The 16198-nt window shown below is 68.9% G+C and carries 13 protein-coding genes; 4 read left to right on the top strand and 9 right to left on the bottom strand.

The genetic code is table 11. The features are described from left to right. Window positions 1-320: 320 nt before the first annotated feature. Window positions 321-3275, bottom strand: a complete 2955-nt coding sequence (locus ACIBI4_RS29485; protein ID WP_399207181.1) for an SCO5717 family growth-regulating ATPase — start codon at window positions 3273-3275, stop codon at window positions 321-323. Window positions 3276-3859: 584 nt separating this feature from the next. Between ACIBI4_RS29485 and ACIBI4_RS29480 the strand changes: the two genes are divergently transcribed. Continuing rightward, window positions 3860-5404, top strand: coding sequence for a PQQ-binding-like beta-propeller repeat protein (locus tag ACIBI4_RS29480; protein ID WP_399207180.1), 1545 nt, complete (start codon window positions 3860-3862; stop codon window positions 5402-5404). A gap of 61 nt (window positions 5405-5465) precedes the next feature. Here ACIBI4_RS29480 and ACIBI4_RS29475 read toward each other — a convergent pair whose 3' ends face one another. The 7 genes from ACIBI4_RS29475 to eccB form a co-directional block, all read right to left on the bottom strand. Further along, window positions 5466-5771, bottom strand: coding sequence for a WXG100 family type VII secretion target (locus ACIBI4_RS29475; RefSeq protein ID WP_399207178.1), 306 nt, complete (start codon window positions 5769-5771; stop codon window positions 5466-5468). 57 nt (window positions 5772-5828) lie between these two features. Next, window positions 5829-6167 carry a WXG100 family type VII secretion target gene (locus ACIBI4_RS29470; RefSeq protein ID WP_399207177.1) on the bottom strand — a complete coding sequence of 113 codons (339 nt, stop codon included), beginning with the start codon at window positions 6165-6167 and terminating at the stop codon, window positions 5829-5831. A 47-nt stretch (window positions 6168-6214) separates the two neighbouring features. Continuing rightward, window positions 6215-7306, bottom strand: coding sequence for a S8 family serine peptidase (locus ACIBI4_RS29465; RefSeq protein WP_399207176.1), 1092 nt, complete (start codon window positions 7304-7306; stop codon window positions 6215-6217). A gap of 193 nt (window positions 7307-7499) precedes the next feature. Next, window positions 7500-9263, bottom strand: coding sequence for a hypothetical protein (locus ACIBI4_RS29460; protein WP_399207175.1), 1764 nt, complete (start codon window positions 9261-9263; stop codon window positions 7500-7502). Further along, on the bottom strand, window positions 9260-9826 hold the full coding sequence (locus ACIBI4_RS29455) for a hypothetical protein (protein WP_399207174.1): 567 nt from the start codon (window positions 9824-9826) through the stop codon (window positions 9260-9262). The genes ACIBI4_RS29460 and ACIBI4_RS29455 overlap by 4 nt, the downstream gene beginning before the upstream one ends. Before the next feature lie 282 nt (window positions 9827-10108). Further along, complete coding sequence (mycP, locus tag ACIBI4_RS29450) at window positions 10109-11377, bottom strand: type VII secretion-associated serine protease mycosin (RefSeq protein ID WP_399207173.1); 1269 nt, start codon at window positions 11375-11377, stop codon at window positions 10109-10111. A gap of 11 nt (window positions 11378-11388) precedes the next feature. Further along, window positions 11389-12918: a type VII secretion protein EccB gene (gene eccB, locus ACIBI4_RS29445; RefSeq protein WP_399207172.1), complete on the bottom strand. Its 1530-nt coding sequence runs from the start codon at window positions 12916-12918 to the stop codon at window positions 11389-11391. 217 nt (window positions 12919-13135) lie between these two features. On the opposite strand from eccB, the gene eccE reads away from it, so the two are divergent. The 3 genes from eccE to ACIBI4_RS29430 all read left to right on the top strand — a co-directional run bounded on the left by eccE (window position 13136) and on the right by ACIBI4_RS29430 (window position 15521). Then, window positions 13136-14485, top strand: a complete 1350-nt coding sequence (eccE, locus tag ACIBI4_RS29440) for a type VII secretion protein EccE (RefSeq protein ID WP_399207171.1) — start codon at window positions 13136-13138, stop codon at window positions 14483-14485. Next, the gene (locus ACIBI4_RS29435; RefSeq protein WP_399207170.1) at window positions 14482-15201 is read left to right on the top strand and encodes a hypothetical protein; all 720 of its coding nucleotides are present in this window, start codon (window positions 14482-14484) and stop codon (window positions 15199-15201) included. The genes eccE and ACIBI4_RS29435 overlap by 4 nt, the downstream gene beginning before the upstream one ends. A gap of 86 nt (window positions 15202-15287) precedes the next feature. Then, a complete protein-coding gene (locus tag ACIBI4_RS29430) occupies window positions 15288-15521 on the top strand; it encodes a DUF397 domain-containing protein (RefSeq protein WP_399207168.1) in 234 nt (77 codons plus the stop codon). A gap of 26 nt (window positions 15522-15547) precedes the next feature. Here the strand turns inward: ACIBI4_RS29430 and ACIBI4_RS29425 are convergent, their stop codons facing one another. Then, the gene (locus ACIBI4_RS29425; protein ID WP_399207167.1) at window positions 15548-16198 is read right to left on the bottom strand and encodes a hypothetical protein; all 651 of its coding nucleotides are present in this window, start codon (window positions 16196-16198) and stop codon (window positions 15548-15550) included.

The raw sequence follows: 16198 nt of genomic DNA, 5'->3' as shown, positions 1-16198 counted from the left end.
GCGGGAACGACCTTGTAGGGATAGCCAGTTGAGGGCTTCGTATACGGCATTGGTCTAGTCACGTGAAAGTCCCGCATGGCCCCTGCGGCGTTTGAGGAGATCCTTCAGCCCCTCCGGCGTTTGAGGAGATCCTTCAGCCCCTCCGGCGTTTGAGGAGATCCGAACGAAGTTCGGATGCGGGGGTCCGGGGGCAAAGCCCCCGGTTTCGGGAAGGGGCGGGTAGGGGAAACCAATTCCTCACCGCAACCCAAAACGGCCGCGCAGCCGATGCAGAAACACCGGCCACGCGGCCACCGAGAAACCCTCAACTCACCCCACTGTTACGGCGCCTGAGGCGGCACACCCCCAGGCGGAACGGGCCCCTGAAGCCCCGCCTGCGGAGGCTGCTGCTGCGGATACCCCTGCCCCTGCGGAGCCTGCGGAGGCAGCTGCTGCGGGTATCCCTGCGGATACCCCTGCGGAGGCACCCCGCCCCCAACCTGCTGCTGCCCCGGCATCGGAGGAGCCAGATGCGGCGGCATCCCGGACCCGTTCTGCGTCCACAGCCCCTGCTCCTGCTGCGCCCGCGCGAAGTCCTCCGCCACCATCGCGGACAGCGTGAAGTACGCCTCCCGCGTCCGCGGCCGCATCATGTCGAGATCGACCTCGGCACCGGCCGACAGGTGCTCGTCGAAGGGCACCACGACCACCCCGCGGCACCGCGTCTCGAAGTGCTGCACGATGTCGTCGACCTTGATCATCTTGCCGGTCTCGCGCACACCGGAGATCACCGTGATCGACCGCGAGACGAGGTCGGCGTACCCGTGCGCGGACAGCCAGTCCAGCGTCGTGGACGCACTGCTCGCCCCGTCCACCGACGGCGTCGAGATGATGATCAACTGATCGGCCAGATCGAGCACTCCACGCATGGCGCTGTACAGCAGCCCCGTACCCGAGTCCGTCAGGATGATCGGGTACTGCCGCCCGAGCACGTCGATCGCACGCCGGTAGTCCTCGTCGTTGAACGTCGTCGAGACCGCCGGGTCCACGTCGTTGGCGATGATCTCGAGCCCGGACGGCGCCTGGGACGTGAAACGGCGGATATCCATGTACGAGTTGAGATACGGGATCGCCTGCACGAGGTCCCGGATCGTGGCCCCGGTCTCACGGCGCACGCGGCGGCCGAGCGTACCGGCGTCCGGGTTGGCGTCGATCGCCAGGATCTTGTCCTGCCGCTCGGTCGCGAGCGTCGCACCCAGCGCGGTGGTGGTCGTGGTCTTGCCGACGCCGCCCTTCAGCGAGATGACGGCGATCCGGTAGCAGGACAGCACCGGCGTGCGGATCAGGTCCAACTTCCGCTGCCGCTCGGCCTCTTCCTTCTTCGCACCGAGCTTGAACCGCGAGGCGGAACTCGGCTGCCGGCTGCTCTTCGTCTTCTGCTTCTTGTTGATCAGCCGGTCGGACGACAGCTCGACGGCCGCGGTGTAGCCGAGCGGCGCACCACCCGTGACCTGCGGCTCCCGCTGGTCATGCGTGACGGGCTGCGGCCAGGCGGCGCCTGCGCGCGGGTCCATCGGGGGCATGGGCTGACCGGGCGCTGCGGGGTGGCCCTGCGGAGGGACGGGCTGCGGAGCCGGAGGCTGCGGAGTGGCCGCAGGGGCCGGGAGGTTGGCACCGGGCGCCGGTGCGGGCGCGGGCAGGTTGGCCCCGGGTACGGGCGGCTGGTTGGCCCCGGGCTGGGGCGCGGGCGGCTGCGGGAAGCCGTAGCCGCCGGCCGGGGGTTGCTGGTGCTGCGGTGCGGGGGCGGGAGCGGGTACCGGTGCAGGTGCTTGTGCGGCCGGCGCCGGGGCGCCCGGGTGCGGGAAGCCGTAGCCGCCTGCGGGAGCGGGCGGCTGGCCCGGGGCACCGGGGTGCGGGAAGCCGTAACCGGCCTGCGGGGGCTGCGGGTTGGGCTGCTGCTGCGCGACCGGGGCGGGAGCGGGCGCCGGGGCGGGCGGGGTACCGGGGAGCCCGGGCTGGGCAGGCGCGACGGGAGCCGCCGGCGGCAGCGCGTAACTGGTGGGCTGCGCGGCGGACGGTGCCGGTGCCGGCGTCGGCGAGGGCACCTCGGACGTCGGCCCGGGCACGGGCGACTGCTGCGGCGTGGCGGGCACGGCCGGGCTCGGCGGCGCGGGCCATGCGGGCGGCGCCTGGGGGGCGGGCTGTGCGGGCACCGGCGGCTGCTCCTGTACGGGCTGCGCCGGGGCGGGCCACTGCGGCGCGGGCGCCGGAGCCTGCGGCTGCCCCTCGGCGGCCACGGGCTGATAGGCGGGCGGCAGCGGCGGCAGGCCCGCGCCTTCGGGCGCGGAAGGCCAGGAGGGAGCGGCAGGCACGGCATCCTGCACCTCGTCGGCCGCGGAGGCGTCGCTCACCGGGTCCGCGTCGTCGGCGGCACCTACGGGCACACTGTCGCGCACCTCATCCTCGACGTCGGCCACGCCCTCCGGACGGTCCGTTCCGTCCGTACCATCGGCGTCGGCCGGGTCTGCGGCCTCCGCCTTGGCCGCGTCCTCGTCCTCTTCGCTTCCCGCTTCGTGCTGTTCCGCCGGATCGGCAACCTCTGCGTCGGCCTCCTGTACGGCAGGAACCGAATCCTGAATGTCACCGTCCACCGCGAGGTCGTCGTCCACCGCGAGGCCGTCCGCACCCTGCTCGGATGCCTCCGTACTCTCACCGGCCGCATCGGAATCGACGGAGACGGAGGGGGCGGAGACGGAGGGGGCGGAAGGCGCGTCCCCGTCGCTCTCCGCGTCCGCGTCACCCGCACCCGAGACCCCGATGGAATCCACCGCGGCCTGGGCGGCGGCAGCGCGATCGTCGATCTCCCGCTTCAGCGAAGCAGCAGAGAACCGCATGGTGGCCCCACTTTCGAGGTCCCCATTCCCGCCCACGTCCTCACCCTCGGGCTCAGCCGCAGCGGCCACAACGGGCTCACTCACGACAGGCGGGCTCGCGACGGGCGGGCTCACGACGGGCTCGCCGACCGGAGCCTGCGGCCCGGGCGCGACGGCGGGCTGGAACCCGCCGCCCTCGGGCAGCCCGGGCACACCGGCCGGGTACCCGGCGCCGGAACCACCGGCACCGCCCGCACCACCCATATCACCCGAACCGGCAGATCCCGCAGCATTCTGCGTATACCAGGCCGGAGGGGTGTAATCGATGGTGAACTCGCCCGTCATCTCGACGGACTCCGCGTCGGACTGATCATCGACGGGTGTGTTCCAGCCCCCGTGGATCCCGTCCCGATCGCTGTTCACAATGCCTCCTGGTGTGGTCGAGCACCCTGCGTGCCGTGGTGGGGCGACTCGTATCGCCGATACAGCCGCCATCGTCCGATCCCGGCTTTCCCCCTGGGACGCACCCGACCCGCGCACAGGTTCTGATACGTCTCCGGCCCCAGCCTAACTATCAAGACCGTCAGTACGGCAGGCCGGACAACCCACTCTCGACTGTCCCGTACGTCACGTCCTGCCCTCGATCGCCGCGACCACACTCCACCCCTGCGCTCATACGGGACAACCCGCCCAGAACCGCCCCCGTTCTGGAGCCGGACCGCTCACCGAAATGCACGCCACCCCCACACCCTGCGCACCCCTGCCCGACAACCGGACTGGCTCCCGCCGCACCGAAGGGTGACCCCTGCCGCGCAAGGTGGACGACTCCGCCGGAACCTTCCGTATGCCCCATGCCCTCGCACATTGCATTCGGGACGTCCGCCCCGCCCCCGTTCCCGCATGTCGGACAGGGCATAGTGAGCCCCGACCGAAGCGATCGTTCACCATCGGTCACGTACACATCACCGCAAAGCCCAGGTGCTTGGCGGGCCGGGGGAGAGGATCGTATGCCTGCGACGGAGCCACCACAGTCACATCCGGAGACCGTGCACGAGGACTTCCCACGCGTCCCCGAGGCTTTCGGCCCAGCTCCCTCCGCGTTCACCCAGTCCACCCTGTCGGCGCGCGCGGGCCGGCGCCGCAGGACGCTGACGACGGTGGTGGTGCTCTCGCTCCTCGCGGCACTCGGCGCGGCAGGCGGCACCTGGCTTCTCTGGCCCGGCGGCGGGACGGACGACGCGGCCTCGGCTGCAGCGCCGGCCAACCCCGGGAAGGTGTACCAACCGCGCCCCTACAAGCCCACATCGACCGTCGAGGGACGGATCACGTACGGCCTGGAGGAACCCAAGGTCCGCAAAGGCGACTACGGAAAGCCGGTTCCGGGGAGCTGGGTCAAGGGCGACACGTTCGCGGTGACGGTGCAACGCAGCATCAACGGCTACAAGTTCGACTCCGAACCGAAGTGGACGATCAACACACCCGGTGAGGTCTGCGGGGCCGCCGAGAACTTGACGGACCAAGGCCAGTCGGTGGTGCTGGTACGGGAATCGGTTAGGCGGTCCGGCATCGCCGGCGAACCCGTCTGCAACGGCGTGATCGCCTTCGACATCGATACCGGAAAGCGTCTCTGGAAGGCCAAGGCGTCCACCGATCATGACTTCAGCGGCGTGGCGGTGAGCGGCGGCGTGGTGGCTGTCAGCGGCCCCGACGCGACGACCGCGTACGACATGGACAGCGGCAAGGTGCTGTGGAGCGGAACGACGTCGTCGTCGGACTGCTCCAACACGGGCTTCACCGGCGGATCGGCCCTGCTCACACTGCTCTGGTGCGGCGATGACGACAATCCGTCGATGTACCTCCAGCGCCTGGACCCCCGTACCGGCAAGCCGGCCTGGAACTACAGCCTGACCAAGGGGATCACCGCGGCGTACGTCCTGTCCGCCGACCCTCCGGTGATCGCGGTGGCGGCCGGGCACCCGACGCCCACCGATGTCATTTCCCTGGACGACCACGGAAAGATGCGGGCGTCCATCTCGCTGGGCGTGGACCGCTACAGCCTCGGCTGCGAATCGGAGTTCATGACGGCGCTGCAGATCTGCCGTAACGCCGTGCTTCTCGGCGAGCGCCTGTACGTCGCCACGTCGGAGGAGCTGGACAAGGTCAACTCCATCGTGGAATTCGACATCGCCACCGGCAAGAAGAAGAGGAAGTTCAACTCCCAGCCGGACCGTCCGATCTATCCCCTGCGCGCCAACGGCGCAGAAGAAATCCTGGTCTTCCAGACCCCGACCGCCAGCATCTCCCAATCAGGCCCGACGATCCGCCGATCCGTCACGTCGATCCTCAGCCTGAACCCGGAAACCGGGAGGCGTGACCTCCGCATGGTGCTCCCCGAGGTCACCGAAACCGCATGGATCCTCGAACCCACAACATCGAGGATCCATTTCGAGAACAACCGGATCTACGTGGCCGCCGACAAGATCTCGGGTTCGGAACCAGAGAACGGGAGGCCGCGGCCCTGGTTCGCGGTGGCGTACGAGAGCGCGATCTGAAACAGAAGGGGTGGGCACCTCCCGTGCGTGCCCACCCCATCGGTCGTCCAGGCCGGACGTATCAGCCGTTGAAGTAGCTGGCTGCCTTCTTGTCGCCGGCCATGTAGTCGCCACCCGCGTGACCGACGATCTGGCCGATCTGCATGAGGGAGTTGTGGATCGACCGGGCGTGGTTGTCCAGCTTCTTCTGGTCGCCGTCGAAGGCCCTCTGGCTGTCGCCTTCCCAGCCTTCCGCGACCTTGCCGACCGCACGCTTCAGCGCGTCGATGCACTCCTCGAGCTTCTTGGCCTCGTTGCCGAGCCGCGTCGTCATGTCGTCGAGCGTCCCGTACCGTACGAGCAGCTCGTCAGGGTTGTTGTAAGCCACGGTTAGTTCTCTCTCCCGTTGGAAATTCCGGCGCGATCAGTGCGGTGAATCGCCTGATTACATTCCGTCGAAGGCCGAACGCCCGGCACCCGTGTCGGTCTGAATCCTGTTGATCTGCGCCTTGATCTCGTCCTCGAGGCTTTCCTTGTCACCGCGCATCGTCTGGAGCCTGTCCAGCGTCGTCACGAGGGTTTCGCCGATCCCCCTGATGCTCAGGTTGATCTCCTGCTGCTTCGCGTCGAACGCACCGGCGCCGACACCTGTCCAGTTCCGCTCCATCGTGTCGAGGATCTGATGCAGGGTCTTCACCGAGTTCTGCAGATCGGTGTAGCGGTTCTGGATGTCCTTCTCGAGATCGAGGACCGCGCGGTCGCTTAGCTTCCGGACATCAGCCATGACGGCTCACTTTCTCTCTGGGTTACTGAGGCGCGCGCACGCGCCGGTCAGGTTGTGCGCTTCCTGCGTACTGCGACGAATCCACCCACCGCCGCAAGGGCGATGACCGCAGCACCACCGCCGATGAGCCAGCCGGTCTTACCGCTGCCTCCGGCTTCCTCGCTCGATCCTGCGACGGCGACCTTGTCGTCGCTCTTCGCCTGAGAACCGTTTGACGAGGACGCAGCAGGCGTGGGGGAGGACTTTGTGTCGAGGGTCTTCTCGTTGGTCAGGGGGTTGATGTTCGGGTCACCCGGCTTGCCGACGCCGTGCGTCAGGTGGGTGTTGGGACGGATGATCCCGTGCCCGAGGTACTCACTGACCGCCCCGGCCTTCGTCCCCTTGGCCCGCCCTGCACTCTCGATCATGACGCGGAGGACCTGGTTCGAGGTCCAGTCGGGGTGGGCGGACCAGATGAGGGCGGCGGAGGCGGAGGCGAGGGCCGTGGCATTGCTGGTGCCGTCCGCATCGCAGTAGCGCTTGAAGGTGTTGTCGCACCAGCCGGGGATCTCGCTTCCGGGTGCGGCGAGGTCAACAACGTCACCGTGCTGGGAGTAGTCGCCGACACGTCCGTCTTGGTCGATTCCTGCAACACCGACGACTTCAGGGTATGCAGCTGGATACTGCTTCTTGTTGCCCTTCTTGGCGTTGTTTCCTACACCGGCGAAGAACAACTTCCCTTTGCTCTGTGCGTACTTGACCGCGTCGTGTTCCTGCACCGAACGGACGTCGTTTGCGAACGACATGCTGATGATCTGTGCGTCGCTATCTGCGGCGGCACGAATGGCGTCGACCGTATCGAAGTTGTTGACCTGTTCGCCGCCTTGGACATCATTTTCGCTGATGCGAATCGGAATGATTCTTGCGCCCGGTGCGAGCCCTTTGAGTCCACCCCCAGCTCCGGTGCCGGCGATCAACTCGGCCATGGTGGTCCCGTGACCGTCGAAGGCATCTGTTGCCTCACCCTTGACCTTGGTGGCATCAAAGCCATCGAGGACTTGCCCCTTGAGTGAGGCGGTCGATGCGCTGACGCCTGTGTCGATGACTGCGACCTTGATGCCGGTACCTGTGGAGGCCTTCCAGATCTCCTCGGCGCGCATGGCATTGAGGTACCACTGCCGGGACTGAGCGTCCGCTGCCGCTGCTGGAGCAGCCGCCCCACCGACGGCGAGAAGCGTCGCCGCTGATACGGACAACGCACTCATAAGCGGTCGCCATAGGAGGCCCTGCTTCGTTGCGCTCAAGCCCAGTCCCAAACCGTGTGTCATCCCGACTTCCGAGCCTTTCCTGTACCTATTCGATCACCGGCGGAACGGCATCACGCCGCCGGGCCGCCCATGTCTCTTCGTCTTCCGTCAGGTAGTCCGGCCTCTCGGAACCGGACTGTTCCTCTTCGTCCGGTCGACGTCGCCCTGTCCTGTTGCCCGCCAGGCCTGCGCCACCTGCGGTGAAGGCGCCGCCTTGGCGGCGGCCAGGAGCACCTCCCCGGGCTGCGCCGACGATTCCGTTCGAGCCGGGCGTCCCGCGTCCAGTGGACCGCGGTGCACCGGCCGGATTCGAGCCGACTACGCCTGACTGGCCCGGCCTTGCCGTCATCCCACGACCGGCTGTGGTCCCTTCCCCGCCGACCACGGTGCCACGTGGCATTCGAGACGTCGCAGAGCCAGCTCCCGCACGGTGCGGGGAGCCGCCCATGATGCCGTTCGGGTTGCCCGCGCGGATCCCACCCGTTCCCGGCCGACCAACTGGTCCTGCTTGCCCGGTGGTTCCTGCTGGTTTGGCAGTGGGCGTGCCGCCCACGATTCCCGGGCGGCCGACAGGGTTCGCGCGCCCTGGAGTGGTCTGGCCGTTCCCGACCGCGGTCGGCCTCCCTGTGATCCCGGGTGAACGTCCGGTTGTCGGGCCATTGGTTCCGGTAGTACCAGGGCGCCCGAGGGGCCCGGTGGTACGAGACGTGCCGGTCGAAGGGGGCAGGCCGCGCTTCCCTGTCTGAACTGGGTTCGCAGGCCCGGTCGAGAACGGTGGGACAGGCCCAGTGGTCGGCCCGGTGGGAGGTGTGGTGACTGGTGCTGTGGGTCCAGTCGTCGAAGGGGGCGCCGGCGGAGCGGCAACGGTGTCGATCTGCATGGACGCACTGGGCGGGGGTGCCGCGGCCGCAACACCCGTGGCCGTACCACTCTTGCCGACTCCGGCAGGAGTAGTGCCGTCAATCCCTGCCGGAGACGCCGTTCCGGCAGGGGCAGCGGCAGGACCGCCGCCGTCCACGCCGCTGATTCCGTCACCCCTGGGCGGAGGAACCGCCGCCTTCAACCCCTCCGGAAACGTCGGCACAGCCTGCTTCGCCAGCATCTGCTCCGACACCGCATAGAACGACGACAGCCGGTTCATCTGGGTGATCGCCTCCTGGCGGTCACCCTCCACCTTCACCGCGGCTTGGTATTCCTGGTTGTCCTGGACCTGCGCGATGATCGGGAAGTCGTCGGGAATCCGCTGGTCGAGGCGGCCGTCGCGAGGCGGCATGGAGCCGCGGACCGAGGCGAGGCCGGTGCTTGCCGTCTTCATCTGCGAGCCGGCCGAGTTCGCGAACGTGCCGATGGACCAGGCGTGTTGGGCCAGTGCGCGGCCGAAGCGGCGGAACTCCTCCGCGCCCTCGCCCTTCCACTCGACCCGCGTGACGTACTGGTCGAGCTCCTCGGCCGCCTCGTTGAGCTTGTCCTTGGCCTTGATCAGTGCATCGCCGGCGTTCTCGAGGTCGCTGGGCTTCGCGTCCTGGATGAGGTCCAGCATGTCGTTGAGCCTGATCTTGTCCTGGTCGAAGTTGGTCCGGCCGAAGAGACCGCCGGCGCTCGGGACGGCGCCGAACGGCAGGCCCTCCATCAACTTCTGCATCTGCCCGTAGGCATCGCTCACGCCGTACGCGTTCTGGATCTCGGCCGTCTTCTCGGCCTGCTGCTTCTCGTACTTGCTGCCGTACTGCTCGGGCGTGACTTCCTTCTGCGGTGCGGTCTCCGCGTTCGTGGTCCCACTCTCAGCAGCGGGCCGCTTCTCGTCGCTCACTCCGCGCCTCCCATGTCCCCCGAGCCGTACGAATCAGCGGAGTTGCGCTTCTCGCCGGCAGGCGTGCCGCCCTCGGAATTCGAGCCGTCGTTCTTCGAGGCATCGGTCTTCGAGTCGCCCTTTCCGGAGGACTCGTTGGCAGCCGCTGCGGCCCGGTCCCGCTCCTCCTCGACCCGCGTCTGAATCACGTAGAACCGCCGCCGCAGTTCCTCCTCGAGGTTGTCGTAACCGACCTCGGAGGCCCGTACGGCGATCTGCAGCATCTCGATCTGGTCGCCCAGCGAACGCGACAGGCTGACAAGGGAGCGGTGTACGCGGTGGTACTGCGAGTACAGGCCGTCAGCCTCGGGGAACGCCAGGTTGGAGCCGCTGAAAGCGTGGCGCGTCACCGTCTGGTCGGCCACCTTGGCACTGCCCGCCGGGCTGCTCTCGAACTCGGACAGCAGCGCATCCACCTTCGACTGGAACCTCTTGAGCGCCCCAACACCCTTCTCCAGGTCGCCCGATCCACCCTTGGGCCCGGCCGCCTGTGAGGCGACCCCGCCTCCGACAGCTTCCAGCACGCTGCTCGCCCTCCCCGTTTGCACCGCTGGTAAGTCATTGCGATAGCAGTAACGCGAATATCTTCTATCGCAGGATCAACACTCTATCCACTGCCTACGACAGCACCAACTGTCTTCCTGGTCACGTAAGTTCCCTCACGAAGCCCCTGTCGCGGGCATCTCGCCTGGCATGATCCATTGCGTCCGATTTGCCGCCTTCGGCGCCGTCGCTCTCGTAACAGGACTGCGAAGAAAGCAGGAAAGTGGTGCCGCCGTTGTGACGCGGCGGGCCGTCGCGGTCGATTACGACGCGCCGCCCGCCGTCCCTCCCGCTCGGCGTCGTGAGTCCCGGTACGCCACCGCCCCGCCCGCCACGGCGGCCACCAGCACCCCGCCGCCGATCAGGACATACGTGGCCATACGGGCATTGCGCTCGTCCGGTGTTTCGCCGACGGTCAGGCGGGCGGCCTCGGGGGCCTTCGCGTCCGATACACCCTCATGGGGGACCGGTGACTCCAGCGGTCTGTCGTCATCCGTCAGGGCGCGCACCGGGTCGATCACGCCCCAGCCGACCAGGCGGTCGTGCCCGGCGGTGGAGCGCTCCGCGGTCTGTTCGATCTGGGCCGCGATCTGGTGCGGCTTCCAGTCGGGGTGCTTCTGCTTGATCAGGGCCGCGACACCCGTGACGTACGGGGCGGAGAAACTCGTGCCGTTGTCCGCGCAGTGCCCGCCGCCCGGCACCGTGGACACCATGTCGACGCCCGGCGCGGCGACCCCGACGAACTCGCCGGACTGCGAGAACGCCGCCCGCTCGTTGTTGCGGTCGGAGGAAGCGACGGCCAGGACACCGGGGAAGGCGGCCGGATACGTCTCCTTGACGTTGCCGCCGAGCCCGTCGTTGCCCGCCGAGGCGACGACGAGCACGTTCTTGCCGGTCGCGTAGTCCACCGCGTCCTTGAGCAGGGAGTCGCCGGCGATCGGGTTCACCGTGTCCTGCGAGATGTTGATGACATCCGCGTCGGCCTGGTCGACCGAGTAACGGATCGCCTGGGCAAGGGTCTTGGCGTTGCCGTTGCCGTCCGCGTCGTTGTGCTGGATCGGGATGATCGTGGCGCCCGGGGCCAGGCCCACGAAACCCGTGCCCTTGGCGGGCCGCGCCGCGATGATCCCCGCCACCTTGGTGCCGTGCCCGACCACGTCGTCCGTACCGCGCTCGTTGCCGCGATCGAGTTTGCGGCCCTGCTCGTCCTTGGCGCCCTTCGGAATGAAGTTCCGGCCCGCGCGTACGTCCACGGCCGGCTTGAGCTGCTTGTTCCTGACGTCGACGCCCGTGTCGATGACCGCGACCCGTACGCCCTTGCCGGTCGCCTGCTTCCACAACTCATCGAGCAGTACGCGCTGCAACGCCCACGGCCGGCCCTCATAGGGCTTGCTGGGGAACGAGCACTGACCTGCCGTGTCCGACGGGGGAGCGGCGGGGGAGGCGGCGGACGCGCTCGTCACGGGCAGACCGACGCATACGAGGACAGTCGCTCCCGCACCGGCCGCCAGCCGCCTGATGCCGTACGTCACGCCCAGCCCCCTCACGAACCCTGCGGCTGACGCGCCGCACCCGTCGAGAGCCGCGGCCCGGTGGGCAGGAACGTGGACCACTCGGCCGGTACGGGAACGGGGTCGACGGTCTTGTAACCGAGCCGCTCCTGCGCGGCGGCGGCCTCCTGCCGCGCCGCCTCCCGCTCCTTCGCCGAGCCGGACTCACCGATCCCGGCGTCGTCCGTGGAGGTGTCGCCGTTGGACTGCATCGCGTACCGCAGCCCGGTGTCCGTGACGAGGAACAGGAAGCCCGACTTCATGTCGGAGCCCTTGACCTGCCGGTAGAGCAGACCCGAACCCGGGGTCACGTACGCGCTGCTGCCGCCGTTGGCCAGCGGCTTCGGGTAGGAGGTGCCGGCCCAGGTGCTCAGCGTCGTACGCCCGCTGTCCCCGTCGACGCCGCGCAGCACGCTGCACACCGTATTGCGGCTGCCACTTGTCGTCTCCGCCTCGTTGACGACGCTCGGGTCGGCCTGCGGCCAGTTCAGCTCCTTCTTGCTGCCGAAGCCGGCGCCGAGGCCGGTGATGGCGGAACCGCTCTCCTCCGTGGCGTTGCCGTGCTGACCCACCTCGGCGAGCTGCTCGCTGTTGAGCAGCAGCTTCGCCATGAAGTCGGAGACCGGGGCGATGCGGTCGGCGAGGACCAGGTAGTGCTGCTCCTCCCGTCCTGCCTCGTTGGCCTGCAGAATCGTGCCGACCTTGTACTGGTCCGTGGCGGACGAGGTGCCGCCCACGGTCCCCGGAACCCGCGGGAACTTGATCGGATCGCCCTGGTGGAGCGTCGCGAGCCACTCGCCCGAGACCTTCTGGGGCACGCGGCCATGGCCCACGACCTGGCGCAGCAGCAGTTCGTCGGTCTTCTGCAGGGGGTACGCGGTGCCGCCCGCGTCGACCACATAGCGGGTCTTCTCCGGTGCGGGGCCTTCCACGTACAGGAGTTGACCCCCACGTACGCGCTCACGCCCCTCGGTCTCCTTCTCCTCGCGCTCGGCGAGGACGAAGGTCGCCCGCTGGCTCCGCGCGCCCTGACCGGGCCGCTCGCACACGGCCCAGCGCTTGGCGACCGCGGCGTCCGCCTTGTCGGGGAGCCGGTCGGGGGCGTACGGGATGCCGATCGTCGGACCGTGGTGCAGCGGACTCTCGTCGAGCAGCTGCTCCTTGACCGTGACGACCTTCTCGTTGCCCGCGTCGAGGAGCAGCCGCGCAGAGGCCATGTTGAGGACGGGGTGGAGCTGCTTCTTGCCGTCGGTCATCAACACCACATAGCGAGTCGTCGACTTGTCGGCAACGATCACGTTCGCACCGGGCGCATCCCACCCCTTGGGGGCCACCGGCTTGAACATCCCCCACGCGCCGAACACGGCGAGGACCACGACCGCGACGATCGCACCCGGCATCACCGCGCGCAGCGGTTTGGGGGCACCTTCCTCGGTGCCCGACGGGTTGGGCTGCAGGAACTGCGCCACAAGCCTCCGCTTCGCGAAGGTGTAGGCGTTAAGTTCATCCCGCCGTGATGCCATGTGCGCTGTGCCCCTCTCCCCGTTGGGCGACCAGGGTCCCACACGCGACCCAGGAGCTCCCTGTCGTAACGGACCCCTACTATGCCTGTAGGCGTTCGCCTGCCCGTGCCCAGGTGGCGCCCGGACCGGCCCCCGCCAGGGCTCGGGTAGGGTGAGCGCCCGTCCCAACAGGCAAGCGAACAGCGGCAAATACGGACACAAGGGGGGCAACGCGGCGATGACCACTGCGATGCGCGACCGCACCGGACGCGGCACCGCGGGCGCCACCGGGAGTTCCCGGGGGCAACGGAGCAATCCCGCCCCCACGGGTCCCGCCCCCACGCGTCCCGCCGCCCCTGCCGCGAAGACCCAGCTGCGTCCCCGTTCGCGAACGGGCCGCCTCGGCCCCTTCCAGCTGCGCCAGCTCGTCCTCATCGAGACGGCGCTCGCGGTCGCGGCCGTGGGCGCCGTCCTCGGTGAACTGTGGCTGATCCCGGCGGTCGTGGTGGCCGCCGTCCTGGTCCTGCTCGCGGTGGTACGCCGCCGTGGGCACGCACTGCAGGACTGGCTGTCCACCGTCTCGGCCTTCCGGGCGCGCCGCCGCCTGGCCGCCGAGCCGGTCGTGCCGGGTGTCGATCCGCAGCTTGCCCCGGTCGTCGAATGCGTTCCCGGCCTCGAGCCGCAGACCTATGTGGACCGTGAGCGGCGCACCATCGGGATGCTCGGCGACGGCACGTTCCTCACGGCGGTCGTCCGGGTCGAGGCGGGCGGTGAGGCGCTGCGCCCCGCGTTCGGTGCGCGGTCGCTGCCGCTGCCCCTGCTCGCGGACGCCCTCCAGGTCGACGACATCGTCCTGGAATCGGCCCAGTTGGTGCAGCAGGTCCGCTCGGCCCCCGCGCCGCACCTGCCGCAGCAGTCCGTGGCCCGGCTCTCGTACGCGCCGCTGCAGCAGCAGACCGGCGCACCGGCGCTCCGTATGACCTGGGTGGCGCTGAAGCTCGATCCGGAGCTGTGCGCGGAGGCCGTCGCGGCGCGCGGCGGCGGTGTCGAAGGTGCCCAGCGCTGCCTCGTCCGCGCCGCCGACCACATCGCGAGCCGCATCACCGGCGCCGGTTTCCGCGCCACCGTCCTCGACCAGGACGAGCTCAATGCCACGTTCGCCACGTCCGCCTGCGCCAGCCCGATGCTCGCGGCCCGCGCCACCCGCCCGGACGCGGCACCGCAGCGCCGCACCGCCGAGACGGCGCGTGTCTGGCGCTGCGACGACCGCTGGCACACCACGTACGCGGTCGGCCGCTGGCCCGAACTCGGCCGCGCGGCAACCCCGTTGCCCCGCCTGGTGTCCTTGCTGACCTCGATCCCCGCGTACGCGACAACGTTCAGCCTGACCGTACGGCGTGGCGATCACCGCACCTCCATGACGGTGAACGGCCATGTACGCATCACCGGAGGCTCGGACAACGACCTGGTGAACGTGCGCCGTTCACTCGAAAGCGCGGCCCGCTCCGCCAAGGTCGGTCTGATCCGACTGGACCGCGAACAGGTCCCCGGCGTCCTCGCCACGTTGCCGCTGGGAGGCGCCCGATGAGCTCTGTCGCTTCTGTTCCCGGCCGTCTGCGGGGGCTGCTCGGCCCGCGCCACCCCGGCCACACGATGCCGCTCGACGATCTCGGCGCGCTGACGCTGCCCGTCGGCGACGACGGCGTGGTCATCGGCGACGACGCCGAGGGCCGGCCCCAGATGATCGGCTTCCACCGCCCTGTCCCTTACGAGGTGCTGCTGATCGGCGGCCTGTGGACCGCGCAGGTCCTGGCGCTCCGCGCCGCGGGCACGGGCGCGCGGGTGGCCGTCGAGACGGGCCGTGCGCAGGCCTGGACGACGCTGGCCCAGGCGGCCGGCGCGGGCCTCGAATGCATGACGCTGCACGGTGTGGGCCGCGTACCGCCCATGGGTGCGACCGTGGGCAGCCCGGTCGTGGTGGTCCGGGACTGCGGTATGCGTCCGCCGCGCGGCCGCGTCGTCGCGTCGCCGTGGCAGTCGGTCCTGACGCTGCTGCCCTACATGAGCCCGGTCGCCCCCCGTCTGATGCGCAACTCGGCCCTGGTGGGCATCCAGCGCGTCTCGCCCGGCGAGGCCGAGCAGATCGGCAAGATCCTCAGCCTGAGCGCCGCCGAGATCGAGGCCCTGCCGACCCTCGCGGACGGCGTGACGCTCTGGTGCGCCGGCGCGGACCGCCAGTGGGTCATGACCATGGGCACGGACGCGGAGTCCGGCCTGCTCGGCGTGGCCCGCCGAATCGACTGAACTTTCCCGCAACCGCCCCTGCGAAGGTCACCACGAGGGCACCATGACCCGTGTCAGGGAACACTCGACCCGAAGGGGAGACGGGCATGGGCACCCAGCAGGAGAAGGACGAGCTCTACTCACTCGACATCTCGAACGTGGAATGGCTCGCCCCACCGGGCACGGAGAACGCAGCCGAACGCGTCGAGATCGCGTACCTCCCGGGCGGCGGGGTCGCGATGCGGTCGTCGATGGATCCGGAGACGGTGCTTCGGTATACGGAGGCTGAGTGGCGGGCGTTTGTGCTGGGGGCTCGGGACGGGGAGTTCGATCTGACGTAGCGTCTCTGCGCGCGGGACGCACCTGATCAAGTGCGGTACCTGGGTTCAGGCGGGCTCGAAGGGAGTTCCGCCGAATCTGCGCAATCGGCGGCGTGGGCGACCTTCCGGGAAATGGAGTTGAGGATGGTCATCAGGTCGCGCGCCAACTCTCCGTTCGAGGAGCGGAGCGTCGAGTACATCCCCGCTTTGATGAACCTGAACCTGCCCTCCTCTCCCGAGGTGTGGCACGAGAAGATCAGAGTCGCACCGATCTCACTTGCCGTGGCGAATTCACCCATCACGAAGTCCGCTTGGTCGCGTGATGAACCACCGGATTGATCTTCTGCCTTCGGGTAGCGATTGACGCCCTCGAAGCTGATGTCGAGAAGAGGGGTGCCGCTCTCATCCCCGACCGCGTACACGAGGCAATCGGTGCGTTCGGACGCGCTCTTATGGAGCGACTTGACGGCACGGTCGGGTGTGAACCAATCGGCCTTGTCGGGAAGCTCTTCATAGCGCGCTTTCTTCGACAGCCTGGTCAGTACGTTGCTCGCGGCGGAATCGAAGGCGCTGTCGCAGATTCGTGAAGCCGGAAGCCCGCTGGGCTCCTCGGTCTTCGGCGAGCTGCAGCTCGCCAGAGCTCCGATCAGGACTGCCGAGCAAAGCGTGATGATGGACCCCTTGTGATTCATGATCAT

The organism is Streptomyces sp. NPDC050418 (assembly GCF_044458745.1).
In the GTDB taxonomy this organism is placed as follows: domain Bacteria; phylum Actinomycetota; class Actinomycetes; order Streptomycetales; family Streptomycetaceae; genus Streptomyces.
Note: the sequence above shows the minus strand (reverse complement) of the source record. Positions and strands in the feature narration are given on the sequence as shown.